This is a genomic window from Luteococcus struthionis (assembly GCF_048595755.1).
Classification (GTDB): domain Bacteria; phylum Actinomycetota; class Actinomycetes; order Propionibacteriales; family Propionibacteriaceae; genus Luteococcus.
Genome location: NZ_CP184360.1, coordinates 2860103 through 2884048, shown reverse-complemented (window position 1 = coordinate 2884048; position 23946 = coordinate 2860103). Strand labels below are relative to the sequence as shown.

The following is a 23946-nucleotide window of genomic DNA, read 5'->3' as shown; positions in this document are numbered from 1 at the left end:
CATTACCCACCTTTGGTGCCGTGGGCGGGCGCCGGGGTCACCAACTAGGATGAATTGGTGACTGACCTGTTCGGCAACCCCGATTCCGCGGAGCTGGCCGCCGCCGGAGGCACCCTCGGCGGCGCCAGTCATGACCACCTTCCGCTGGCCGTGCGGCTGCGTCCCCGCACGCTCGACGAGATCGTGGGGCAGCAGCACCTGCTGGGCGCCGGGTCGCCGCTGCGTCGGCTGGCCGAGGGCACCACCGCGATGAGCGTCTTCCTGTGGGGCCCGCCCGGGGTGGGCAAGACGACCATCGCCGCGGTGGTCTCGCAGGCCACCCAGCGCCGCTTCGTCGAGGTCTCCGCCGTGACCGCCGGTGTCAAGGAGGTGCGCGCCGAGCTGGAGACCGCCCGTCGTGAGCTTGCCCATGGCCGGGCCACCGTGCTCTTCGTCGACGAGGTGCACCGCTTCAGCAAGGCCCAGCAGGACGTCCTGCTGCCCGCCGTGGAGAACCGCCTGGTCACGCTGATCGCGGCCACCACCGAGAACCCGTCCTTCAGCGTCATCTCGCCGCTGCTGTCGCGATCGCTGCTGCTCACCCTCAAGCCGCTGACCGACGACGACATCGGGGTGCTGGTGGATCGTGGTCTTTCCGACGAGCGCGGGCTGGGTGGGCAGTTCCAGATCGAACCCGAGGCCCGCGACACCATCATCAGGCTGGCCGGTGGGGATGCCCGCCGCAGCCTCACCTACCTGGAGGAGTCGGCCGCCGGGGCGCGCGCCATGGGGCAGCAGACCATCACCTCCGAGATCGTCGAGAACTCAGTGGACCGGGCCGCGCTGCGCTATGACAAGGACGGCGACCAGCACTACGACGTCATCAGCGCCTTCATCAAGAGCGTGCGCGGCTCCGACGTCGACGCCGCGCTGCACTACCTGGCTCGCATGCTGGAGGCCGGTGAGGACCCCCGCTTCATCGCCCGACGGCTGGTGATCAGCGCCAGCGAGGACATCGGCATGGCGGCACCATCGGTGCTGCAGACCTGCGTGGCCGCGGCCCAGGCGGTGCAGCTGATCGGCATGCCGGAGGCACAGCTCACCCTGGCCCAGGCCACGATCGCCGCCGCCACCGCTCCCAAGTCGAATGCGGTCACCACCGCCATCTCGGCCGCACGCGCCGATGTGCGTTCGGGGCGGATCGGGCTGGTGCCCGCCCACCTGCGCGATGCGCACTATTCGGGCGCCCAACAACTGGGGCACGGCAAGGGCTACATCTACGCCCACGACGCCCCGCACGCCGTCGCCCGGCAGCAGTACCTGCCCGACGAGCTGGCCGACGCCACCTATTACCAGCCCACCGACCACGGCAACGAGGCCGGCATCAAGGATCGGCTGGCGACGATCAAGAAGCTGTTGGGGCGCTGAGACCGTCCTCGCTCGGTGGACGGTGCGAACCCATCACGTGCAATTCCAGCTCGCGGCTGACGATCTCGCAGGTGCGCACCCCGCGCACGCTGGAGCCGTGCTCGTTGAGGCGGGGTGACCACACCCCCAGGCCGAGCTTGCCGGGGGCAACGGCGATGATCCCGCCGCCCACGCCCGACTTTCCCGGCAGGCCCACCCGGACCATCCACCAGCCGGCCTCGTCGTACATGCCAGACATGGTCATCACCGAGAGCAGCCGCTGGACCACCAGCGGGTCGATCACCTGTTCCCCGGTGCCGGGGTGACAGCCCGAATTGGCCAGGGTGGCCGCGATCCAGGCCAGATCGGTGGTGGTCACCATCGTCGCGCAGGCCGCACAGTAGTCACGGGTGGCCTGCACCGGCTCGTCGGCCAGTTTTCCGAAGGAGTGCAGCAGGTGGGCCATGGCCAGGTTGCGGTGCCCGCCCTCCAGCTCCTCCATGGCGATCTGGGCGTCGGCGTGGAGCCGACGGCCGGCCAGCTGTCCGTAGAAGTGGAGCAGCCGTGACATCCGCCCGCCGCTGGGCAGCAGCGAGGTGGAGGCGATCGCGCCGGCATTGATGAGGGCATTGGCCGGCCGTCCGGTCTCGTTCTCCAGGGAGATGCGGTTGTAGGCCTCGCCGGAGGGTTCGACGTCCACCACCGCGTCGACCGCCTCGAAGCCGGATTCCATCAGGGCCAGGGCATAGGTCAGCGGCTTGCTGATCGACTGCAGAGAGAAGGAAATCTCTGAATCGCCGGCCGTGTGCAGCTGGCCGTCCACCGTCGCGAGCGCGATGCCGAAGGGATCGGGGTCGGCCTGGGCGAGGCTGGGGATGTAGGAGGCCACCTGCCCGTCGGTCTCGGGCAGGACCTCCTTGTGCACATCGGCCAGGAAACGGCTCAGGTCATCCATGGCCCAAGCCTGTCATGGCGGTGAGGATCATGGCGACCGGGGATCAATGACCCAGCAGGATCCACAGGTTGACGACGAAGCCGGCCAACAGGGGCAGCACCATGAACAGCAGCATCAGACGGCCGGCGCGGCGGTGTCGTGCGCGGTCGGGGTTCAGCGAACTGGCCAGAGCCAGACCCGGCGCGGTGAGGTCCGTCAGACCCATGTTCTGGGCGTCGACGGGAATCACCTCCATCGCGGCCGCCTCGTGGCTGAGACGCTCGGTGCGTGGGGTCCGTGCGGGGGCATCGACGATCGGGGCGTCGGGAATCGGGGCGACGGGGTGCTTGCCGCCAAGGTCCCAGAGCCCGCCCCCGACAGCGTCGCTGTGCCCGCCCGCGTCAACCATGGAGCCATCGTGCGCCCTCACGGGGTCAGGGACAAGCCCGGCGCCCCACGGTTGGTTCTGTTCTTCGAGATACCCGACAGCCGCTCGGGTTTCTGCGGTTCGCGTGTGTTGCAACGCGAGCGGATCGCACGAACCCGAGCGGATCGCAGGAACCCGAGCGGATCGCACGAACTCGAGCGGATCGCAGGAACCCGAGCGGGCGGGCAGCGGGAGGACGTGGAGGTGGGCCCTCACCGCGGTCGCCTCACCAGGGGAAGGGCCGGTAGTCCTTCAGGAGGACGCCGTAGAGGTCGGTGCCCTGTTCCCCTTGCACGATCGGGTCGTGCACCCGTGCTGCGCCGTCGACCAGGTCGAGCGGGGCATGCCAGCCCTCGGCGGCGATGCGCAGCTTCTCGTCGTGGGGGCGCTCGTCGGTGATCCAACCGGTGTCGACCGCTGTCATCAGGATGCGGTCGGTCTCGAACATCTCCTCGGCACTGGTGCGGGTGAGCATGTTCAGCGCGGCCTTGGCCATGTTGGTGTGCGGATGCCCGGCGCCCTTGTAGCGACGTGAGAACTGTCCCTCCATGGCGGAGACGTTGACGATGTACTTGCGCCGCGCGCTGCTGGCCCGCATGGACTGCCGCAGCCGGCTGATCAGAATGAAGGGTGCCGTTTCATTGCACAGCTGAACCTCGAGCATCTCCAGGGGATCGACCCTGTCGACGGTCTTGGTCCAGGAGTTCTCGCTGGCCAGGTCGGGCAGCAGCCCACCCGCGTCGATCGCGGTGCCGGCAAGATGACGTTCCAGCGACGCATTGCCGGCCTGCAGGGCCAGCGAGGTCATCTCGGCGGCCGACCGGCTCGCCAGTTCCCCGGTCAGCCCACCGGCGGCCCCCACCAGTGAGGCGGGGTGCGCATCGCTGATCCGGTCGAAGGTGAGCATCCTGGGCAGTCGGACGTCGGTGGGCAGCGCGGCCTTCTCGCCCTCCACCAGGTGGGAGTAGGCGCCGGGGGAGCGGCGCACCGTTTGCGCCGCATTGTTGATGAGGATGTCCAAGGGGCCGGCGGTGGCCACCTCGTCGGCCAGCGCGATCACCTGGGTGGGGTCGCGCAGGTCGATGCCGACCACCTCGAGCCGGTCGATCCATTCGGCGCTGTCGGGCAGCGCACTGAAGCGACGCGCCGCGTCGTGCGGGAAGCGCGTGGTGATGGTCAGGTGGGCTCCGTCACGCAGCAGCCGCAGGGCTATGTACATGCCGATCTTGGCGCGGCCACCGGTCAACAGGGCCCGGCGGCCGGACAGGTCACAGCCCTGGTCGCGCTTGGCACGGTTGAAGGCAGCGCAACCGGGGCACAGGCCGTGGTAGAAGGCGTCGACCACGGTGTAAGCCTGCTTGCAGATGTAGCAGTCACGGGCTTGTTCCAGGTGTCCGGCGATGGCACCCGGCACCTGGGAGACCAGCGGCAGCCCCGCCGTCTCGTCGTCGATGCGTTGCGGGGAGCCGGTGGCGGTGAGCGCCAGGATCGCGTTGTCGTGTTCGATGACCGGAGCCTTGGCCGCCCGGCGACGACGTGCCTTGATGCGCCGGTTCATGCGGTTCACCGCCTGCTTGAAGGCGATCTGGTCGGGATGCTCCAGCTCCAGCTCGGCGATCTGCTCCATCAACCCGACGGCGCGGGCGAGCTCGTCGGGATCCACCCCGGGGCCGAAGTGGTCATCGTCGGGTCGTCCGGGCTGCATCTTCACCCGGGCGATCCTAGACGCTCAGGGCTGCCCGCGACGCAGCCGTTGCCCGGCGCGCACCACCTGCACCGCCAGCTGCCAGGCAATGGGGAAGCTGTCCTCGTCCAGGCCGAAGGTGGGGGAGTGGTGCGAGGAGTCGAAGCCCTTGCTGGCATTGCGGCGCCGACGAAGACATAGGTCGAGGGTGTCACCTGCGAGAAGGCGGCGAAATCCTCACCGCCCCGCATCGGCGGGTCGGCGATCACCTTGCCGGGCGAGACCTGTTCGGCCAGTTCCCGCACGACGGCCGTCGGGGTCGGGTCATTCCAGACCATGTCGTAGCCCTGCAGGTGGTCGACCTCGACGCTCAACCCGGGGTGGGAGGCCTCCAGGCCCGCCGCGATCTGGTGCAGCCCGGTACGGATCGTCTCGCGTGCCTGGTCGTCATGGCTGCGGATGCTGCCGCCCAGCCGCGCCGTCATGGGGATCACGTTGAGGGCATCCTGGTTGCCGGCCTCCAGCCAGGTGGTGGACAGCACGGCCGGTGACAACGGGGCGACCCGCCGCGAGACGATGGTCTGCGCCTGGCTGACGAACTGGCTGGCGGCGATCACCGGATCGACGCCATCCTGCGGAGTCGAGGCGTGGACGCCTTGGCCGCGTAGGGTCACGGTGAACAGGTCGGAGTTGGCCGAGGCCGCACCGTCCTTCACATCGATGGTGCCGGTGGGCAGGGTGGCCCACAGATGCCCACCAGCGCGATCACGGGAACCACCAGTGCATGCGGACGATGTCGCGCATCAGGGCGGAGAACCACCCGCTCTGTTCGGCCAGTCCGATGCCGAGCATGATCATCAGCACCATGCTGAGGGCGGGGAACTTGCTGAAGTTGCCGACCGACTCGGTGAGCATCCGGCGCAGGTTGGTGGCGTTCAGCAGGTTCTCCACGGCGACCACCTTGCCGTCCACCGGATTGGTGACGCTGACCCCGGCCACCGCGCAGAGCCAGGAGGCCACCGCGATCAGCACGCAGATGCCGGCGAACAGGAAGATCGGGTCCGGCAACCGGTTGCCGGTGGCCTCGATGCCACTCAGTAGCCGCTCGCCCAGCCCCGTCGACGAGCTTCTTACGACGGCGGGGAGGTGTGATCAGTGGTCTCGGTCATGGTCCGGGGGCCTCTCGAATGCGGTTCGTGGCAGGGACAAGTCCGACGATGCTAGTGCCACCGCCGTGCCCGGGCGGGGAATTTCAGGCTGTGGAACAGCACTGTGCGTGCCCGCGGGCAGCTGGCCGATTCGCGTGGCAACAGTGGGCATCCTCGTGCTTTCCTGCCCGCCAGCGGGTTCACTGGGGCCAACGCACGCAACACGAAGGAGTGGATCATGGTGGATCTTTCGGCCAAGCCGTTCAACCTGGATGCAGAGGCCATCAGCTGGGTGGAGGACACCCTGGCCGGCATGTCCGACGAGGAGAAGGTGGGTCAGCTCTTCGTCAACATGGGATCCTCCCGCGACGAGGACTACCTCACCGAGATGGTGGACAAGTACCACATCGCCGCGGTGCGCTACCAGCCCGGGCCCGCCGAGGAGATCTACGAGCAGAACCGCATCCTGCAGGAGAAGTCCAAGATCCCGATGCTGATCGCGGCCAATACCGAGGCCGGTGGCAACGGTGCCTGCACCGACGGCACCTATGTCGGTTGGGAGATCAAGGTCGCCGCCTCGCAGGACCCCAAGTATGCTTACGAGCTGGGCCGGATCTCCGGCATCGAGGCGGCCGCGATCGGCTGCAACTGGAGCTTCGCGCCGATCATCGACCTGTACCGCAACTGGCGCAACCCCATCGTCAGCGTGCGTACCTGGTCGGCCGATCCTGACCAGACCATCGAGCTGGCCAAGGAGTACATGCGCGGCATCATGGAGTCCAACATCATGCCGGCGGCCAAGCACTGGCCCGGCGACGGCATCGACGAGCGCGACCAGCACCTGAGCTCGGCACCCAACTGGTACTCGATGGAGGAGTGGGATGCCACCTTCGGCAAGGTCTACGGCGAGCTGATCGAGGCCGGGCTGCCGTCGCTGATGGCCGGGCACATCGCCCTGCCCAGCTACCAGAAGCACTTCAACCCCGAGATGACCGACGAGGACATCCTTCCCGCCACCCTCAGCAAGGAGATCACCACCGACCTGCTGCGCGGCAAGCTCGGCTTCAACGGCGTGGTGGTCACCGACGCGTCGCACATGGTGGCGATGACGGCGGCCATGAAGCGTCGCGACATCCTGCCGACCGCCATCATGGCCGGTTGTGACCTGTTCCTGTTCTTCAACGATCCCGACGAGGACTTCGGCTGGATGATGGAGGCCCTGCGCGACGGTCGCCTCACCCGGGAGCGCCTCGACGAGGCCGTCACCCGCACGCTGGCGCTGAAGGCCCGCATCGGCCTGCACAAGCTGGCCCCGACCGAGATCATGCAGCCCAAGGAGGAGGCGCTGGCCAAGATCGGCCTGCCCGAGCACCACCAGGTGGCCGCGGAGCTGTCCGACAAGGCCGTCACCCTGGTCAAGGACAAGGACCAGGACGTGCTCCCCATCTCGCCCGAGAAGCACAAGCGCGTCCTGATCGTCCCGATCAGCGGCCCCCGCAACCCGATGGCCCACGGCAAGGGGCCCAAGGGCAGCGAGCTGCTGGCGCAGAAGATGCGCGAGCGCGGCTATGACGTGGAGCTCTACGAGACACTCACGGACAAGTCGGCACGCATGACCGACGATGAGTTCGCCGAGGTCGTCAAGGGCGCCTACGCCGGCAAGGCCCCGATCAGCGCGCTCACCGACAACTACGACCTGGTCATCTCGGCGGCGCAGGTCAACGGCCTGATGCAGCCCACCGAGCGGGTCTACTGGCCGGCCTCCAAGGGCACCCCGGACATTCCGTGGTACGTCCACGAGCTGCCGACGATCTTCGTCTCCTTCGCCAGCCCCTACCACCTGGCCGACGTCCCGCAGGTGAAGACCTTCATCAACGCCTACGACGGCTACGAGCACACCGTGGAGGCGGTGCTCGACAAGCTGGAGGGCAAGAGCGACTTCCAGGGCAAGCCGTCCACCGACGTCTTCTGCGGGCTGCGCGACACGGTGCTCTGAGCCCCGGCGGCCGAGCCTGTCGAGGTCCACGGCGGCCGAGCCTGTCGAGGTCTGACGAAGACGAGGTCTGAGGAAAGGGAGCGGGTCCTGCACCGACATCGGTGCAGGACCCGCTCCCTTCGTCTGGCCGGAGGATCCTTACGCGCGGGTCCTCAGTGGGTGACCCGGCCCAGGAAGGTCTTGGTGCGTTCCTCGCGGGGATGGTCGATGACCTGGTTGGCGGGGCCGTCCTCGACGACCACTCCGCCATCCATGAAGACGACGCGGTCTGCCACCTCCCGGGCAAAGCCGATCTCGTGGGTGACCACGATCATGGTCATGCCCTTGGCGGCCAGGTCCTTCATCACCGCCAGCACCTCACCCACCAGCTCGGGGTCCAGGGCGCTGGTCGGCTCGTCGAAGAGCATCAGCTCGGGGTCCATGGCCAGGGCACGGGCGATGGCCACGCGCTGCTGCTGCCCGCCGGAGAGGTGGCTGGGGAAGGAATCGGCACGATCGGCCAGTCCCACTTGGGCCAGCAGTTCCCGGCCCCGGGCCTCGGCAGTGGCCCTGGGCGTCTTCTTCACGACGATGGGGGCCTCCGTGACGTTCTCCAGCGCCGTCTTGTGCGGGAACAGGTTGAAACGCTGGAAGACCATGCCGATGCTGGAGCGCTGCCGAGCGATGTCCTTGTCGGTGCGCTGGTACAGCTTGCCGTCGCGCTCCTCGATGCCGATCAGTTCACCGTCCACGTGGATGCGGCCGGCGGTGATGGTCTCCATCTGGTTGATCAGGCGCAGGAAGGTGGTCTTGCCCGAGCCGGAGGGGCCGAGCAGACAGACGACCTCGCCGCGGCGCACCTCCAGGTTGATGCCCTTGAGCACCTCCAGGTTGCCGAAGGACTTGCGCACGTCGACGGCGCGCACCTGCACGGGGGCCGTGGTGGTCTCGGTGCTCATCAGTGGTCGCCTCCGGTGTAGTTGAGGGGTGCGTGGCCGCGGCCGAAGCGCTTCTCGAGCCAGTTCTGGCCGACCATCAGGATGGTGGTGGTGATCAGGTAGTAGAGGCTGGCCGCCATGTAGACCGGGATCATCTTGTAGTAGTTCGTGCCGATGCTGCGCAGCTGGTAGAGCATCTCGCCGGCCAGCGGCAGGGCGATCAGCAGCGAGGTGTCCTTGAACATGGCGATGGTCTCGTTGCCCATCGGCGGGATGATCACCCGCATGGCCTGCGGCAGGATGATGCGTCGCATGGCCTGGCTACGGGTCATGCCCAGCGCGGTGGCGGCCTCCATCTGACCCTTGTCGACGCTGATGATGCCGGAGCGGGCGATCTCGCTGAAGTAGGCGGCCTCGCTCATCGCCAGGCCCAAGATGGCGCCCAGGTAACCGGTGAACAGCCGGTTGGCGTCCAGGGTCGCGATGCGCAGTGTGCCGTCGAGGCCGAAGAAGCCCATGATCTCGCGGTCATAGGGGATGCCGATGCCCACGCCGTCGGGGAAGAAGGCGCCGGCAGCACCCAGGATCGACAGCAGCACGTAGCGGGGGATGGAGCGGAAGAACCACGCGTAGGCGAAGGCGACGCCGCTGAGCAGCTTGTTGTCGCTCATCCGCATGATGGCCAGCACGATGCCGCCGATCACGCCGAGCACCATCGACCCGACGGTGACCATGATGACGCCCAGCCAGAAGCCCTTGGCGACCGGCACCTGGCGCATCGCGTCCAGCGTGAAGAGCCAGTCGAAGGCGGGATTGGTGATCAGCTGGTGGACGATCATCACCAGTCCCAGCCCCACCACGACGGCGGCCACGGTGCGCCACGGGTGGCGGACCGGGATGACCTCGATCTGTTCGGGAGTGTTGGCGGCGCTGCTCATGCGGGGTTCACCTCGAAGGCCTCGATGGCTCCGTCGGCCTGGTTCCAGGTGGCCAGGATCTGCTCGTAGTGGCCCGAGGCGCGCAGGTCGTCATAGGCCTGGCGCACCGCCTGGGCGAATTCCGGCTGGTCCTTGCGGATGACCACGCCGTAGGGGGCGGTGTCGTAGCTGTCGCCCAGCGGCTCGATCTTGTCGCCGGACATCTTGATGGCATAGAGGCTGATGGGGGAGTCGGCGGCCATCATGTCGGCGCGGCCACTGATCAACGCGGTGGTCGCCTCGCCCTGCTCGGTGAAGCTGAGCAGCTTGATCTTGTTGCCGCGGCACTTGGCCTGGGCGGCCTTCATCTCCATCTCCTGCACCACGCCCACCTGCACCGCGACGGTGCGCCCGCACGGGGGCTCGCCGGCGGCCACCTGCTTGGGGTTGCCCTTCTGCACGGCCCACAGCGAGCCGGCATTGAGGTAGCTGACCATGTTCACCGTCTTGGTGCGTTCCGGGGTGACGGTGAAGGCCGAGACCCCGGCGTCGTACTTCTTGGCCTGGATGCCGATGAGGATCTGGTCGAAGGGACTCTCCTGCCACTCCACCTTCACGCCCATCCGAGCCGCCACCGCGTTGAACAGGTCGATGTCCAGGCCGCTGATCTGCGAACCCTCGAGGAATTCCACCGGCTTGTAGTTGGGGCTGGTCCCCACGGTGATCGTCTTGCTGGACTGCACGCTGGGCGGCAGCTTCTCGAACAATTCCTGGCTCGCCTCGATCGGGGGCAGGTCCTGCTCGGCAGAGCTGGTGGGCAGACCAGAACCGCTCAGGTTGGTGGCACACCCACTGGCCAGCAGTGCGGAACAGAGAGCGGTGGCAAGACCAACCGCCCGGTGGTGACGCTTCATGCGCGAAATCCTCCCGAATCAAGACAGACGGTGCATTCTTCCACCGCAAATTCTTCGGTGCCAACACGGGGTAAGCCTGTCCACAGCTTGACATGTGCAGTGCACGCCAGTGCGCCCGCCCCAGACAACTGGGACGGGCGCACCGGATTGGTCGTGGCAGTCGGCTCACTCGGCGGCAAAGCCGTCGGCGTCAAGATCCTTGCTCTTGGCGTCCTTGGCGCGCTTCTCGGCCAGCGCCTGGGGGTCTCCCGAGGCCTGCAGCCGAATGGAGCGGGCCTCGGCGACGGCCTCGGCCTCCTTCTCCTCGGTCTTGATGATGCCGCTGTCGTCGCGCGGAGGCAGCTGCAGGGACTCCTCGGCGCGGATGCCGGCCTGCAGCTGGCGGGCACGCTCCAGCTCGGCGTCCACCTGGGCACCGAAGAGCAGGGCCAGGTTGGTGATGTAGATCCACAGCAGCATGACGATCACACCGGCCAGGGCGCCGTAGGTCTTGGAGTAGTTGCCCGCATTGGTGACGTAGAGGGCGAACAGGCCGGAGGCCAGCAGCCACACGAGGATGGCCACGCCCGAACCGACGCTCAGCCAGCTGAACTTGGGCTGCCGCACGTTGGGGGTGAAGTGGTACAGCACGGCCACCATCAGCACCACCAGCAGCAGCATGACCGGCCACTTGGCCCAGTTCCAGACGGTGACGGTGGTGCTGCCCAGCCCGACGACGTCGCCGATGGCCTGAGCCAGCGGGCCCGAGACCACCAGGGCCACCAGCATCAGCGCGGCGGTGATCACCAGGAAGGCGGTGATGGCCAGGTTGACCGGGCGCAGCTTCCACACCGGGCGGCCTTCCTCCACCTCGTAGACCTTGTTCATGGCCCTGCCGAAGGCGCCGACGTAGCCGGAGGCCGACCACATCGCCGAGAGGATACCGATCACCAGCGCGAGGCCGGTGCCGGGGGAGTTCACCATCTGCTTGAGCGGCGACTCGATCTGGGCGTAGGCGTCCGGCGGGGCCAGCTGCTTCACCACGTCGAGCAGCGCCTGGATGCCGCCCTCGGACTGGCCCACCAGCGCCAGCGTCGAGACGATCGCCAGCAGGCCCGGGAACAGGGCCAGGACGCTGTAGTAGGTCAGCGCGGCTCCCAGATCGGTGCAGCCGTCGGCGGTGAATTCGCGCAGCGCATTCTTGAAGGTGAACTTCCAGCCGGGCTTGGTGATCTCCGGCGGGTTGGAGGGCTTGGCCGGGTGATCCGGTGCCGGGGCCTCCGTCTTGTGGCGAGTCTCCTGGGTGAGATCGTCGTCGGTCATGGTGCCTCCTGGGTACTGGCAAGTCACCGCAAACCCTAACCGCGGTCACGGGGGAGGAGCCGCAGCGCAACCGGGGTGTTCGCTCAGGACGGATTTCGCCGGTGCACTAGAGTTGCCGCGGTCGACGGCCCCGACGGACGGGGCGTGAGGGTGGGGTGCCGATGTCGTGGGGTGAGATTGCCGGACTGGTCGCGGCTGGGGCCGCGGTGGTCTTCGTGGCCCTGTGCGCCGTTCCGCTGTGGAAGTTGGGTGGGGTGATGGACGAACTGCGTCTGTCCGTGCGCAAGCTGGGCGAGGGCACCACCCCGATCCTCGACGAGCTGAAGGGCACCGTCAGCACCACCACCCAGGAGATCTCCCGCCTGAGCGAGGTGACCGAGGAACTCGCCAAGATGAGTCATTCCGCCTCCACCATGACCGAGCAGGCCGCCAATGTCTCGACGGTGGTGAGCACACCGCTGGTCAAGACCGCCGAGGTGGTGGGCCGCACGGCCACCGCCGCCAGGGACGTGGGGCGGAGGGTGCAGGAACGCCGCCCTCGTCGGCAGGCCACCGCGCAAGCCCAGTTGGGGGCGCAGCCCCACGTGGGACGCGGTGACGTGCCGCAGCCACCCGATAGTCTTGGGCGCACGTCAGAACATGATCTGGACCACGAGCAAGGACAACTTTGATGAAAGCCGCCGAGATCGGTCGTCGTTACCTGGACTTCTTCGCAGGCAAGGAGCACGCCGTGGTGCCCAGCGCCTCGCTGCTCTACAACGACCCCACGCTGCTGTTCGTCAATGCCGGCATGGTGCCCTTCAAGCCCTTCTTCACCGGCGAGGAGCACGCCCCGTGGAAGCGGGCAGTGAGCAACCAGAAGTGCGTGCGCACGCTCGACATCGAGGAGGTCGGCAAGACCACCCGGCACGGCACCTTCTTCCAGATGCTGGGCAACTTCTCCTTCGGTGACTACTTCAAGAAGGAGGCCATCCAGTACGCGTGGGAACTGGTCACCACCGAGCAGCACAATGGTGGCTTCGGCTTCGACCCCGACAAGGTCTGGGTGACGGTGCTGGGCCCCGGATTCCACCCCGACTACCCCGACGGTGACGTCGAGGCGATCGAGTACTGGAAGCAGGTGGGCATCAACCCCGAGCACATCCAGGGCCGCAGCCTCAAGGACAACTACTGGAACATGGGCGTGCCCGGCCCGGGCGGCCCGTGCAGCGAGATCTACATCGACCGTGGGCCCGAGTTCGGCGCCGATGGCGGCCCGGAGGCCGACGAGGACCGCTTCCTGGAGATCTGGAACCTGGTCTTCCAGCAGGAGGACCTGTCGGCGGTGCGTGCCAAGGACGACTTCGACATCGCCCGTCAGCTGCCGACGCAGAACATCGACACCGGCGCAGGCCTGGAGCGCATCGCCTACCTGCTGCAGGGCAAGAACAACATGTACGAGATCGACGAGGTCTTCCCCGTCATCGAGCTCGCCGCGCAGATGGCCGGCAAGAGCTATGGCAAGGACCCCGAGGACGACATCCGGCTGCGCGTGGTGGGCGACCATGTGCGCAGCTCGCTGATGCTGATGACCGACGGCGTCACCCCCGGCAACGAGGCGCGCGGCTACGTGCTGCGTCGGCTGCTGCGCCGCAGCGTGCGCTCGATGCGTCTGCTGGGCGTCACAGACCCGGTGCTTCCCGAGCTGCTCACCGTCTCGAAGGGCCTGATGGAGGTCACCTACCCGGATGTGGCCGAGCAGTGGGATCGAGTGCTTCCGGTGGCCACCAATGAGGAGCAGGCCTTCCGCCGCACCCTGACCCAGGGCACCCAGCTCTTCGACCTGGCGGTCGCCGACGTGAAGGGTTCCGGTGCGCCGAAGCTGAGCGGTGACAAGGCCTTCCAGCTGCACGACACCTATGGCTTCCCAATCGACCTGACGCTGGAGATGGCCAGCGAGGCGGGCCTGGACGTCGACGTCGAGGGCTTCAAGTCCCTGATGACCGAGCAGCGCAACCGCGCCAAAGCCGACGCGAAGGCCAAGAAGGGTGACACGGTCAGCCACGAGGCCTACCGCGAGCTGCGCGAGCAGGGCGAGACCCCCTTCCTGGGCTACACCGAGCTGAGCGTGCCCACCACGCTGCGCGGGATCATCGCCGACGGCAAGGTCAGTGACCGCGCCCAGGCGGGGCAGACCGTCGAGCTGGTGCTCGCCGAGACCCCCTTCTACGCCGAGTCCGGCGGCCAGGACTCCGACGCCGGCACCATCGTCGTCAACGGCGTCAGCCTGGACGTGCTGGACGTGCAGCGTCCGGTGCCCGGTCTGGTGGTGCACAAGGTGGAGGTGCCCGAGGGCGTCGACTTCGGCGCCGGCTCCGAGGCGAAGGCGATTGTCGACGCCCAGTACCGGCTGGGTGCGTGCCAGGCGCACACCGCCACCCACGTGTTGGGTGCCGCGCTGCGCGAGCTGGTCGGCCCGACGGCCACCCAGGCCGGTTCCTACAACAAGCCGGGTTACCTGCGCTTCGACTACGCCAGCCAGCAGTCGATGAGCGAGGCCATGCGCCTGGAGATCGAGGAGCGCTGCCAGCAGGCACTGCGGGAGAACCTCGAGTTCCACGCCACCGAGCTGCCGCTGGCCGAGGCGCGAGCCAAGGGTGCGCAGGCCATGTTCGGGGAGAAGTACCCCGAGATCGTGCGCATGGTGGAGCTGGGCGACGGGAACTGGAGCCGCGAACTGTGCGGCGGCACCCACGTCGCCAGCACCGCGCAGATCGGGATGATCGACATCCTCAGTGAGCAGTCGATCGGCTCGGGTGCGCGTCGCTTCGAGGCTTTGGTCAGCACCGACGCCTTCAAGCACCTGGCCGGTGAGCGTGCCCTGGTCAGTGGCCTGACCGACATCCTCAAGACCCGCCCCGAGCAGCTCACCGAGCGCGTGGAGAAGCTCGTCGCCGATCTCAAGGCGGCCGAGAAGCAGATCGCCGACCTCAAGGCCAAGCAGCTGATGGCCGGCATCGGTGACATCCTGGCCGGTGCCCATGACGTCAACGGCTACACCGTGGTCACCAAGCAGGTCGCCGGGGTGGGCGGCAATGAGCTGCGCAACCTGGCCACCGAGCTGCGCGGTCGGCTGGGGGACGTGGCCGGTGTGGTGGCCCTGGTGGGCGGTACCGACGCCAAGCCCGCGGTGATCGTCGCCACCAGCCCGGCAGCCCGTGACAAGGGTGCCAAGGCTGGTGTGCTGGTGCGCGCGGCCGCAGAGAAGCTCGGCGGCAAGGGCGGCGGCAAGGACGACCTGGCCCAGGGCGGTGGCACCAATGGCGCCGCGGCGGGCGAGGCCCTGGCGGCCGTCGAGGCCGCACTGCAGGCCTGATCGTGGCATCCTTGATCACCAGCACGGGGGTCCTGCTGGCGCTTGACTGGGGCAAGGCGAGGATCGGCGTGGCCGCCTGTGATGCCCAGCGCATCCTGGCCTATCCGGTGGACACCATCCAGAACACCCCGAAGGACCCGGCCCAGGTGATGCGCCGGGTGCGGGAACTGGTGGCCGAGTACGAGCCCGTCGAGGTGGTCCTGGGGCTGCCGATCAGCCTTCAGGGCGACGAGGGGATCGCGGCACGCGCCATGCGTGAGGTGGCGAAATCCCTCGCCGACGAGCTCGGCGACGTAGCCTTGACGCTGGTCGACGAGCGGTTGACCAGCGCGACGGCCCATCAGCGGCTTTCGCAAGCGGGGAAGAATTCGCGCCAGCGGCGCGGCATGATCGACCAGATGGCGGCAGTTGCCATTCTGGAACAGGCCCTCGCCGAGGGTCCGATGACGGCAACGGAGGAACTGTGAGCGGCCTGTTCATGGACAACAATGGCAACCGGGACTGGAAGAAGATCGCGTACCACGGACGCAGTGCCTTCGCCGTCCTGCTCAGCCTCGCCGTGCTGGTGGGCAGCGGCTGGTTCGTCGTCAGCAAGGCGAGCTCGGCCTACAGCGAGTGGAAGACCGCCGACGACTTCGCTGCCGGCGCCGGTCTGGCCGAGGTGAAGATCACCATTCCCGAGGGTGCCTCCGGCAGCGACATCGGCGACGAACTGGTCGAGAAGGGCGTCGTGAAGTCCCGCAAGGGATTCATGAAGGCCTTCGCCAAGAATGAGGAAGCGCAGACGATCCAGGCCGGCACCTACAAGCTGCGCACCCAGATCTCCTCCGACCAGGCCGTCGAGATGCTGCTGGATCCCAAGTCCGTGGTGCGCAACCAGGTGACCGTGCCCGAGGCGCTGCGGATGAAGGACCAGTTCGCGGTGCTCAGCAAGAAGACCAAGATCCCGGTGGCCCAGTTCGAGGCAGCCGCCAAGGATCCCCAGGCGCTGGGACTGCCCGAGTATGCCAAGAGCGCCGAGGGTTTCCTGTTCCCCCAGACCTATGAGATCGGGCAGAACCCCACCGCCAAGTCGATCCTCACGCTGATGGCCAAGCAGTACGTCACGGTGGCCAAGGAGCTCGACCTGGCGGCCGGCGCCAAGGAACTGGACCGCACCCCCATCGAGGTGATGACCGTCGCGTCGATCCTGGAGGCCGAGGCGCTTCCCAAGGACATGCCCATGGTGGCTGGCATCATCTACAACCGCCTTGAGGACGGCGAGCGGCTGGAGCTGGACTCCACCAGCTACTACGCGACCAACACTCCGCTGGGCAAGAAGCTGCCGGCGAACTTCAAGGAGCAGGACAGCCCCTACAACACCTACAAGGCCTACGGCCTGCCCCCGGGCCCGATCGGTGCCCCCGGCGCGGCAGCCATCAAGGCCGCCCTGAACCCGACCGAGAGCGACTACAAGTTCTGGGTCACGGTCAACTACGAGACCGGCGAGACCAAGTTCTCCGAGACCTACGACGAGCACCTCAAGTACGTGGCCGAGTGGGAGAAGTGGTGCTCCACGGCCAAGGACAAGTCGGGTTGCTGACCTGATGGGCTCCCCACAGCAGTGCGCAGTGATCGGCCATCCGGCCGGTCACTCGCTGTCTCCGGCCCTGCACCGGGCCGCCTACCGGGCCCTGGGGCTTGACTGGAGCTACCAGGCCATCGACGTGGCACCCGAGGACCTGGACGACTTCGTCCGCGGGCTGGACGAGTCGTGGCGCGGGCTGAGCGTGACGATGCCGCACAAGGTCGCGATCCGCCAGTACGGCGAGACCGACGAACTCGTGCAGCTCGTCGGCGCCGGCAACACGCTCGTCTTCACCGACCTCGACCGGGAAGCGGGCCTTGACCACCCAAGTGGTTCCCCGAGCCTATCGAGGGGTTCATCCGCCCCCCGGCCTGCGATCGTGCGCAATACCGACGTCGGCGGGTTCCAGCTGGCGCTGGCCCAGGCCGGCGTGGAGTCGGCCGATTCGGCCACCATCGTCGGCAATGGCGCCACGGCCACTTCGGCCGTGGTGGCACTGCGTGAACTGGGAGTCGAGCGGATCACGGTGCTCGCGCGTCGGCCCGAGCGCGCCGAGGGCCTGAAGGTCTTCTGCACCACCACGCTCGGGGTGCTGTGCGCGGTGCGTCCGCTCGAGGCGGCCTCGATCCTGCCCAGCGACGTGGTGGTCTCCACCGTGCCGGACGGGGGAGCCGATGCCGTGGCCGAGCAGCTGGCCGGAAGCGCCCCCGTCGTCTTCGACAGCGTCTACGATCCCTGGCCCACGGCCTTGGCCCAGGCCGCGGCCAGCCATGGGGCCACGGTGCTCAACGGCTTGGACCTGCTGGCCGGTCAGGCGGTCGAGCAGGTGCGCCTGATGACCGGGGGAGAGGTTGGCTTCGACCTGCTGAAGTCTGCAGGGCAAGAAGAGCTCAACCGACGCGCCGGACTCTGAGAGACTGGTGCGCATGTTGCGCTACCTCACCGCCGGTGAATCCCATGGTCAGGCCCTGATCGCCACGATGGAGGGCATCCCGGCCCATGTCCGGGTCTCCTCAGATGACATCCGCCAGGCGCTGGCGCGGCGCCGGCTGGGGGCCGGCCGGGGCGCCCGCATGAAGTTCGAGGCCGACGAGGTCACGCTGCTGGGCGGCTTCCGCCACGGCGAGACGCTCGGGTCACCCGTGGCGATCATGGTGGCCAACACCGAGTGGCCCAAGTGGACCGAGGTGATGAATCCCGACGTGGTCGACCAGGACGTGCTCGATGCGCAGGCCCGCAATGCCAAGCTGACCCGTCCACGTCCGGGCCACGCCGACCTTGCCGGCATGCAGAAGTACGCCTTCGACGAGGCCCGGCCGCTGCTGGAGCGCGCCAGCGCCCGCGAGACCGCCGCCCGCGTCGCGATCGGTCAGGTGGCCAAGAACTTCCTGAAGCAGGCCTGCGGCATCACGGTGCTCAGCCACGTGGTGGAGCTGGGGCCGGTGAAGGCTCCGCAGACCTTCCCGACCATCGACGACCTGGAACGCATCGACGCCGATCCGCTGCGCTGCAATGATCCCGGGGCCAGCCAGACGATGCAGGAGGAGGTGGAGGCCTGCCACAAGGAGGGCGACACCCTGGGTGGCGTGGTCGAGGTGCTCGCCTGGGGGCTTCCCCCGGGCCTGGGCTCCCACACCTCCGGGGACCGTCGCCTGGACGCCCGGTTGGCCGGCGCGCTGATGGGCATCCAGGCCATCAAGGGCGTGGAACTGGGCGACGGCTTCGAGCTGGCGCGGGTGCGCGGCTCGCAGGCGCACGACGAGATCGCCCCCGGACCCGACGGCATCCGTCGCCTCACGCACCACGCGGGCGGCACGGAGGCGGGCATGAGCACCGGTGAGGTGCTGCGGGTGCGTGCCGCGATGAAGCCGATCGCCACCGTGCCCAAGGCGCTGCGCACCATCGACGTCAGCACCGGCGAGGAGGCCCGGGCCCACCACCAGCGCAGCGACGTGTGTGCCGTCCCGGCCGCCGGGGTGGTCGCCGAGGCGATGGTGGCGCTGGTGCTGGCCGAGGCTGTGCTGGAGAAGTTCGGTGGTGACTCGGTCGAGGAGACCCGCCGCAACCTGGAGTCCTACCTGGCCGACGTCGCCGAGCGGGGGCTGCAAATCCATGAGTGACGAGGCGGTGCAGCAGGTGCCGCAGACCATCGTGCTGGTGGGCGCCCCCGGCGCCGGGAAGTCGACGGTCGGCAAGCGGTTGGCCCGTGCCCTGGAGATGGACTTCATCGACGTGGACGTGGCGGTGGAGGAGCGCGCCGGCATGCCCATCAGCGAGATCTTCCTGACCCGTGGCGAGCCGGCCTTCCGGGAGCTGGAGCGTGACCTGACGCTGGAACTGGTGCAGCGTCCGGGCGTGGTCAGCCTGGGCGGGGGCGCCGTGATGGACGAGTCGATCCGCGCCGCGCTGGGTGAGGTCTTCGTCGTCTGGCTGCAGGTCAGTGCCCAGCAGGCCAGCCGACGCGTCGGACTGACTGGCAACGACCGGCCCCTGCTGGCGACCAATGTGCACTCGACCATGGTGAAGCTGATGCGGCAGCGGCAACCCCTGTACGCCCAGGTGGCCAGCCTGTCGGTCGACACCGACGGGTTGCGTCCCGGGGCCGTCGCCAAGCGGGTGCTGGCCGAGCTCGGGGTGGAGCAGGCAGCCGAGACAAACCACGAGGAGTCCTGATGACAACCCTGCAGGTGCAGGCCGAGCGTCCCTACCCGGTGCACATCGGCAATGGCGTGGTGGCGCGGCTCGACGAGCTGGTCACCGGCGCCTCGCGTGCCGCGGTGATCCATCCGCCCGTGATGGCCGACCGCGCCCAGCAGGTGGCCGCGCGGCTGGCGGAGCTGGGGCTCGAGCCCCACACCGTCGAGGTGCCCGAGGGGGAGCGTTCCAAGACGGCCGAGGTGCTGCAACGGTGCTGGGACGAGCTGGCCGCGGCCGGACTCACCCGCAATGACCTGGTGGTGGGGCTGGGAGGCGGTGCCACCACCGATCTGGCCGGTTTCGTGGCCGCCACCTGGCTGCGCGGCATCGACTTCATCAGCATCCCCACCACCGTCCTGGCCATGGTCGATGCCGCGGTGGGTGGCAAGACCGGGATCAACGTCGAGGCCGGGAAGAACCTGGTGGGGGCCTTCCACGAGCCACGCGGGGTGCTGTGCGACCTGGACCTGCTGCAGGGCCTGCCGACCGCCGAGGTGGTCTCCGGCCTGGCCGAGGTGGTCAAGTGCGGTTTCATCGCCGACGAGCGGATCCTGGAGCTGGTGGAGCAGGACCCGCAGGAGAGCATCGACGTGACCAGCGTGCGCTTCGCCGAGCTGGTGCGGCGTGCCGTGGCCGTCAAGGCCGAGGTGGTCTCGCTCGACCTGCGCGAGTCCACCAGCACCGGTGACCGCGTCGGGCGCGAGGCGCTGAACTATGGCCACACCCTGGCCCACGCGATCGAGAGGCACGAGAACTTCTCCTGCCGGCACGGTGAGGCCGTGGCCATCGGGATGGTCTTCGTCGCAGAGGTCGCAGCGCGCACCCTCGGCCTGCCGCAGGAGTGCGTGCAGCGGCACCGCTCGGTGCTGGCACAGGTTGGGCTGCCAACCCACTACAACGCGGGGGAGTGGTCCGCGATGCGCGCCACCATGAGCCTGGACAAGAAGGCGCGTGGCAGTGCCCTGCGGTTGGTGGGGCTGCGCGATGTCGGGCAGGTCACCATCATCGACAGCCCGCCCGAAGACGTGCTGGAACAGGCCTGGCGGGCGCTGGACCCGAATCGGTCGGTGGAGGTCTGACCATCCGCGCGGGAGCTAGGCTTGCGGCATGCCCAAGTCCTCACGCCATCCGTCCAAGCTGTCCATCGTCGGTGCGGGAGCGGTGGGGACCTCACTGGCCTATGCCTCGCTGATCCGTGCCTCGGCCGACGTGGTGGCCCTCTACGACATCGCCAGCAAGAAGGTGGACGCCGAGGTCAAGGACCTGGCCCACGGGACCCAGTTCACCAGCTCGACGATCATCGGTGGCGACGACATCGGCGTGGTCAAGGACTCCTCGGTGGTGGTGATCACCGCCGGTGCCAAGCAGAAGCCCGGGCAGACGCGCCTGGAACTGGCGGCCACCAATGCCAAGATCCTGGAGCAGATGATGCCCCAGCTGCTGAAGCAGGCACCCCAGGCCCTCTACGTGCTGGTCACCAACCCCTGTGACGTCCTCACCGTCGTGGCGCAGAAGATCAGCGGGCTTCCCACCGCGCAGGTCTTCTCCACCGGCACCATGCTCGACACCAGCCGTCTGCGCTACCTGATCGCGCAGAAGACCAAGGTGGCCCAGCGCAATGTGCACGCCACCATCGTCGGTGAGCACGGCGACTCGGAGTTCCCGGTGTGGTCCAGCGCCAATATCTCGGGGGTGCCGATCCGTGACTGGAAGCATGCCGGCAAGCGCGTCTTCAACGACGAGGTGCTCGCCGATCTGGCGCACGAGGCCGCCCACGCCGCCTATGAGGTGATCGAGGGCAAGGGGGCCACCAACTACGCGATCGGCCTGGCCGGGGCCCGGCTGGTGGAGGCGCTGCTCTCACCTGTTCGCACCGCGCTGCCCTTGTCGAGCGTGTTGCAAGGCTTCTACGGGATCAACGACGTGGCGCTGTCCTTGCCCACCCTGGTCAGCTCCTCGGGCATCGAGCGGGTACTGGAGATCCCGATGGATCCCGCCGAGGTCTCCTCGCTGCACAGCTCGGCCGAGCAGCTGCGCACCAGCCTGGCCACCCTGGGCTACTGAGCCGCGGGGCCAGCCAAGCCCCTGCCGGTCATGGACCCGGCCGCTGGTCATAGGGTTGGGCCATGGCCAACTTCAGTTACATCAGGGGCGACGACGGCAGCTACACGCTGCGCATCGCCGCCCGTGGTCGCGAGGTGCTCACCACACCACTGTGCAATTTCGGCACCGCCTTCACCCGGCAGCAGCGCATCGACCTCAACATCAACGGGCTGCTGCCCACCAACGTCATGACCATCGAACAGCAGCTGAAGCGGGTCTATGCCCAGTTCCAGAGCGAGTCCGACGACCTGGCCAAGTACGTCTTCCTGAACACGATGCAGGACCGCAACGAAACCCTCTTCCACCGGCTGCTCAGCGAGCACCTGGAGGAGATGATGCCGATCGTCTACACCCCCACCGTGGGCAAGGCGATCGAGACCTACAGCCAGTGGTACCACCGCCCGCGCGGCATCTTCCTGTCCATCGCCGACCCGGACGGCATCGAGCCGGCCCTGCGCTCCTACGGCTATCCCAGCGACGACGTGGAACTGATCGTGGTCACCGACTCCGAGGGCATCCTGGGCATCGGTGACCAGGGCGTGGGTGGCGTGGCCATCGCCGTCGGCAAGCTGGGGGTCTACACCGCCGCCGCGGGCATCCATCCCAGCCGCGCGCTGCCAGTCGTGCTCGACGTGGGCACCGACAACATCGAGCTGCTCAATGACGAGAGCTACCTGGGTTATCGCCATGCCCGGGTGCGCGGCGAACGCTATGACGCCTTCATCGATCGCTTCGTGAAGGCCGTGCAGCAGATCTACCCGCACGCCATGATCCACTGGGAGGATTTCGGGGCCAGCAATGCGCACCGCATCCTCGACCGCTACCGCGACGAGGTGTGCACCTTCAACGACGACATCCAGGGCACTGCCGCCGTGGTGGTGGCCGCGATCCTCAGTGCGGTGCGCCGCCAGGGGGAGCGGATGGTCAACCAGCGCATCGTGGTGCATGGTGCCGGCACGGCGGGCATCGGCATCGCCGACCTGTTGGTGCGGCGCATGGTCAATCGGGGCGTTCCGCGGGAGACGGCGCTGAAGTGCTTCTACGGTCTGGGCTCGCGGGGCCTGCTGCGCGAGGGGATCGCCATGCGCGACTTCCAGCGGCCCTATGCCCGCACCGCCGAGGAGATCGCCGACTGGGACCTGGACCAGCCGGGCAAGGTGGAGCTGGCCGACGTGGTGCGCAATGTGAAGCCCACCATCATCATCGGCACCTCCGCCCAGGCCGGTGCCTTCAGCGAACCGATCGTGCGCCAGATGGCCGAGCACTGCAGCCACCCGATCATCATGCCGCTGTCGAATCCCACCAGGAAGGCCGAGGCCACGCCCGAGGACCTGCTGGAGTGGACCGACGGACGCGCCTACATCGCCACCGGTTCACCGTTCGAGCCGGTCAGGTACAAGGACACCACCTACACGATCGCCCAGGCCAACAATGCACTGGTCTTTCCCGGCCTCGGGCTGGGGGTGGCCGCCTGCCGAGCCACCCGGGTGAGCGACTCCATGATCCTGGCCGCGGCGGAGGCCGTGGCCAAGGTGGGGGCCTCGCGTCGGCCGGGCGCCTCCCTGCTGCCGGGCATCGACCGCTTGCGTGCGGTCTCGGCGCGGGTGGCGATGGCCGTCGCACAGCAGGCGATGGACGAGGGACTGGCCACTATCCAACTGGACAACCTGGTGCAGGAGGTCCACGAGCGCATGTGGCAGCCGGACTACCCGAGGGTCGAGGTCGTCTGAGTGGGGCAGACCGTACTGGAGCGTGACCACTGGCAGCAGCTGGCACGAGAGCACCGGGAGCGCGCCGAGCACCTGTTGGTGGGCGTCCAGGAACGTCGTCGTACCGGCCGCAAGCATCCGGTGGAGGACTTCCTGTTCGACTACTACAACCTGCGTCCGGGCGAATTGCTCTTCTGGCACCCCGGGGTGGGCACGGTGCTGGAGGACCCGGACGGTGCCTACGCCGGGCGCAAGTTCTACCGACACGACGACGGCCTCAGCCAGGTGGATGTGGCGGCCTTCCTGGCCAAACGGCACAGCACCGTGGCCTGGACGGTGCAACTGCTGGGACGTACCGCCGGCAATCCGGCCCGCTACGGCTGTTTCGGGATGCACGAGTGGGCGATGGTCTACCACCTGCAGCCCGAGCAGACCCGGCACGACTACCTGCCGCTGCGCTTCAGCCCTGAACGGGTGGCCCAGGTGGTCGAGGAGGTGGGGGTGCGGTGCAGCCACTTCGACGCCTTCCGCTTCTTCACCCCCGACGCCGAACCCCTCAACGAACTGCGGCCCACCCGCGAGCTCCAACCCGAGCTGGACCAGCCTGCCTGCCTCCACGCAAACATGGACCTGTACAAGTGGAGCGGGAAGATGCTGCCGGTGGTGGACTCGACGCTGCTGCTGGACACCTTCGAGCTGGCTCGCGACATTCGTGAGATGGACATGCGCGCCAGCGCCTATGACCTGACCGAGTGGGGCTACCCGCCGGTGAAGGTGGAGACCGCGGCCGGGCGCGCCGAGTACGTGCGGCACCAGCGGGCCTTCAGCGAGCGGGCCAGCGGGCTGAGGGAGCGGCTGCTCGGCCTGCTCAGCCCGCTGGCCTGACCAGT

At 68.1% G+C, this 23946-nt stretch carries 22 protein-coding genes; 13 read left to right on the top strand and 9 right to left on the bottom strand.

What is annotated here, in order from left to right; translation table 11 throughout:
- Positions 1-54 precede the first annotated feature (54 nt).
- A complete protein-coding gene (locus ACOAMO_RS13455) occupies positions 55-1407 on the top strand; it encodes a replication-associated recombination protein A (RefSeq protein ID WP_420175254.1) in 1353 nt (450 codons plus the stop codon).
- Here the strand turns inward: ACOAMO_RS13455 and glsA are convergent.
- The 5 genes from glsA to ACOAMO_RS13430 form a co-directional block, all read right to left on the bottom strand.
- Complete coding sequence (gene glsA / locus ACOAMO_RS13450; protein ID WP_420175253.1) at positions 1385-2341, bottom strand: glutaminase A; 957 nt, start codon at positions 2339-2341, stop codon at positions 1385-1387. The genes ACOAMO_RS13455 and glsA overlap by 23 nt on opposite strands.
- Before the next feature lie 43 nt (positions 2342-2384).
- Positions 2385-2729 (bottom strand): hypothetical protein, encoded by a 345-nt coding sequence (locus ACOAMO_RS13445; RefSeq protein WP_420175252.1) that lies wholly within the window; start codon positions 2727-2729, stop codon positions 2385-2387.
- 244 nt (positions 2730-2973) lie between these two features.
- The gene (locus tag ACOAMO_RS13440; protein ID WP_420177052.1) at positions 2974-4452 is read right to left on the bottom strand and encodes an SDR family NAD(P)-dependent oxidoreductase; all 1479 of its coding nucleotides are present in this window, start codon (positions 4450-4452) and stop codon (positions 2974-2976) included.
- A gap of 2 nt (positions 4453-4454) precedes the next feature.
- A complete protein-coding gene (locus tag ACOAMO_RS13435) occupies positions 4455-5180 on the bottom strand; it encodes a M20 metallopeptidase family protein (protein ID WP_420177051.1) in 726 nt (241 codons plus the stop codon).
- Positions 5181-5196: 16 nt separating this feature from the next.
- Entirely contained in the window at positions 5197-5529 is a 333-nt protein-coding gene (locus ACOAMO_RS13430) for an AbgT family transporter (protein WP_420177050.1), read from the bottom strand.
- Between the two features lie 288 nt (positions 5530-5817).
- On the opposite strand from ACOAMO_RS13430, the gene ACOAMO_RS13425 reads away from it, so the two are divergent.
- The gene (locus ACOAMO_RS13425; RefSeq protein WP_420175251.1) at positions 5818-7575 is read left to right on the top strand and encodes a glycoside hydrolase family 3 protein; all 1758 of its coding nucleotides are present in this window, start codon (positions 5818-5820) and stop codon (positions 7573-7575) included.
- 152 nt (positions 7576-7727) lie between these two features.
- Here the strand turns inward: ACOAMO_RS13425 and ACOAMO_RS13420 are convergent, their stop codons facing one another.
- The 4 genes from ACOAMO_RS13420 to ACOAMO_RS13405 form a co-directional block, all read right to left on the bottom strand.
- A complete protein-coding gene (locus ACOAMO_RS13420) occupies positions 7728-8513 on the bottom strand; it encodes an amino acid ABC transporter ATP-binding protein (RefSeq protein WP_420175250.1) in 786 nt (261 codons plus the stop codon).
- On the bottom strand, positions 8513-9430 hold the full coding sequence (locus ACOAMO_RS13415) for an amino acid ABC transporter permease (RefSeq protein ID WP_420175249.1): 918 nt from the start codon (positions 9428-9430) through the stop codon (positions 8513-8515). Before ACOAMO_RS13415 ends, ACOAMO_RS13420 begins: the two co-directional genes overlap by 1 nt.
- Positions 9427-10323: an ABC transporter substrate-binding protein gene (locus ACOAMO_RS13410; RefSeq protein ID WP_420175248.1), complete on the bottom strand. Its 897-nt coding sequence runs from the start codon at positions 10321-10323 to the stop codon at positions 9427-9429. The genes ACOAMO_RS13415 and ACOAMO_RS13410 overlap by 4 nt, the downstream gene beginning before the upstream one ends.
- Before the next feature lie 165 nt (positions 10324-10488).
- A complete protein-coding gene (locus ACOAMO_RS13405; RefSeq protein ID WP_420175247.1) occupies positions 10489-11625 on the bottom strand; it encodes a YihY/virulence factor BrkB family protein in 1137 nt (378 codons plus the stop codon).
- Between the two features lie 161 nt (positions 11626-11786).
- Here ACOAMO_RS13405 and ACOAMO_RS13400 point away from each other — a divergent pair, with 161 nt between their 5' ends.
- The 11 genes from ACOAMO_RS13400 to ACOAMO_RS13350 all read left to right on the top strand — a co-directional run bounded on the left by ACOAMO_RS13400 (position 11787) and on the right by ACOAMO_RS13350 (position 23941).
- Positions 11787-12296, top strand: a complete 510-nt coding sequence (locus ACOAMO_RS13400; protein ID WP_420175246.1) for a DUF948 domain-containing protein — start codon at positions 11787-11789, stop codon at positions 12294-12296.
- The gene (alaS, locus tag ACOAMO_RS13395; RefSeq protein ID WP_420175245.1) at positions 12296-14980 is read left to right on the top strand and encodes an alanine--tRNA ligase; all 2685 of its coding nucleotides are present in this window, start codon (positions 12296-12298) and stop codon (positions 14978-14980) included. Before ACOAMO_RS13400 ends, alaS begins: the two co-directional genes overlap by 1 nt.
- A gap of 2 nt (positions 14981-14982) precedes the next feature.
- Complete coding sequence (gene ruvX, locus ACOAMO_RS13390) at positions 14983-15447, top strand: Holliday junction resolvase RuvX (RefSeq protein WP_420175244.1); 465 nt, start codon at positions 14983-14985, stop codon at positions 15445-15447.
- Positions 15444-16562 carry an endolytic transglycosylase MltG gene (gene mltG / locus ACOAMO_RS13385; RefSeq protein WP_420175243.1) on the top strand — a complete coding sequence of 373 codons (1119 nt, stop codon included), beginning with the start codon at positions 15444-15446 and terminating at the stop codon, positions 16560-16562. Before ruvX ends, mltG begins: the two co-directional genes overlap by 4 nt.
- Before the next feature lie 4 nt (positions 16563-16566).
- A complete protein-coding gene (locus tag ACOAMO_RS13380) occupies positions 16567-17460 on the top strand; it encodes a shikimate dehydrogenase (RefSeq protein WP_420175242.1) in 894 nt (297 codons plus the stop codon).
- A 13-nt stretch (positions 17461-17473) separates the two neighbouring features.
- On the top strand, positions 17474-18667 hold the full coding sequence (gene aroC, locus ACOAMO_RS13375) for a chorismate synthase (protein WP_420175241.1): 1194 nt from the start codon (positions 17474-17476) through the stop codon (positions 18665-18667).
- Positions 18660-19220: a shikimate kinase gene (locus tag ACOAMO_RS13370; RefSeq protein ID WP_420175240.1), complete on the top strand. Its 561-nt coding sequence runs from the start codon at positions 18660-18662 to the stop codon at positions 19218-19220. Before aroC ends, ACOAMO_RS13370 begins: the two co-directional genes overlap by 8 nt.
- Positions 19220-20323, top strand: a complete 1104-nt coding sequence (aroB, locus tag ACOAMO_RS13365) for a 3-dehydroquinate synthase (RefSeq protein ID WP_420175239.1) — start codon at positions 19220-19222, stop codon at positions 20321-20323. The genes ACOAMO_RS13370 and aroB overlap by 1 nt, the downstream gene beginning before the upstream one ends.
- A gap of 28 nt (positions 20324-20351) precedes the next feature.
- Positions 20352-21308 carry an L-lactate dehydrogenase gene (locus ACOAMO_RS13360; RefSeq protein WP_420175238.1) on the top strand — a complete coding sequence of 319 codons (957 nt, stop codon included), beginning with the start codon at positions 20352-20354 and terminating at the stop codon, positions 21306-21308.
- Positions 21309-21370: 62 nt separating this feature from the next.
- The gene (locus ACOAMO_RS13355; RefSeq protein ID WP_420175237.1) at positions 21371-23077 is read left to right on the top strand and encodes an NAD-dependent malic enzyme; all 1707 of its coding nucleotides are present in this window, start codon (positions 21371-21373) and stop codon (positions 23075-23077) included.
- Positions 23078-23941 (top strand): 3-methyladenine DNA glycosylase, encoded by an 864-nt coding sequence (locus tag ACOAMO_RS13350; RefSeq protein ID WP_420175236.1) that lies wholly within the window; start codon positions 23078-23080, stop codon positions 23939-23941. It abuts the gene before it with no gap.
- Positions 23942-23946: the final 5 nt, after the last annotated feature.

Coding starts and splice junctions, on each gene's coding strand:
- glsA (WP_420175253.1), bottom strand. CDS start 2,341: ATGGATGACCTGAGCCGTTTCCTGGCCGATGTGCACAAGGAGGTCCTG.
- ACOAMO_RS13445 (WP_420175252.1), bottom strand. CDS start 2,729: ATGGTTGACGCGGGCGGGCACAGCGACGCTGTCGGGGGCGGGCTCTGG.
- ACOAMO_RS13440 (WP_420177052.1), bottom strand. CDS start 4,452: ATGCAGCCCGGACGACCCGACGATGACCACTTCGGCCCCGGGGTGGAT.
- ACOAMO_RS13425 (WP_420175251.1), top strand. CDS start 5,818: ATGGTGGATCTTTCGGCCAAGCCGTTCAACCTGGATGCAGAGGCCATC.
- ACOAMO_RS13420 (WP_420175250.1), bottom strand. CDS start 8,513: ATGAGCACCGAGACCACCACGGCCCCCGTGCAGGTGCGCGCCGTCGAC.
- ACOAMO_RS13415 (WP_420175249.1), bottom strand. CDS start 9,430: ATGAGCAGCGCCGCCAACACTCCCGAACAGATCGAGGTCATCCCGGTC.
- ACOAMO_RS13410 (WP_420175248.1), bottom strand. CDS start 10,323: ATGAAGCGTCACCACCGGGCGGTTGGTCTTGCCACCGCTCTCTGTTCC.
- ACOAMO_RS13405 (WP_420175247.1), bottom strand. CDS start 11,625: ATGACCGACGACGATCTCACCCAGGAGACTCGCCACAAGACGGAGGCC.
- ACOAMO_RS13400 (WP_420175246.1), top strand. CDS start 11,787: ATGTCGTGGGGTGAGATTGCCGGACTGGTCGCGGCTGGGGCCGCGGTG.
- alaS (WP_420175245.1), top strand. CDS start 12,296: ATGAAAGCCGCCGAGATCGGTCGTCGTTACCTGGACTTCTTCGCAGGC.
- ACOAMO_RS13380 (WP_420175242.1), top strand. CDS start 16,567: ATGGGCTCCCCACAGCAGTGCGCAGTGATCGGCCATCCGGCCGGTCAC.
- aroC (WP_420175241.1), top strand. CDS start 17,474: ATGTTGCGCTACCTCACCGCCGGTGAATCCCATGGTCAGGCCCTGATC.
- ACOAMO_RS13370 (WP_420175240.1), top strand. CDS start 18,660: ATGAGTGACGAGGCGGTGCAGCAGGTGCCGCAGACCATCGTGCTGGTG.
- aroB (WP_420175239.1), top strand. CDS start 19,220: ATGACAACCCTGCAGGTGCAGGCCGAGCGTCCCTACCCGGTGCACATC.
- ACOAMO_RS13360 (WP_420175238.1), top strand. CDS start 20,352: ATGCCCAAGTCCTCACGCCATCCGTCCAAGCTGTCCATCGTCGGTGCG.
- ACOAMO_RS13355 (WP_420175237.1), top strand. CDS start 21,371: ATGGCCAACTTCAGTTACATCAGGGGCGACGACGGCAGCTACACGCTG.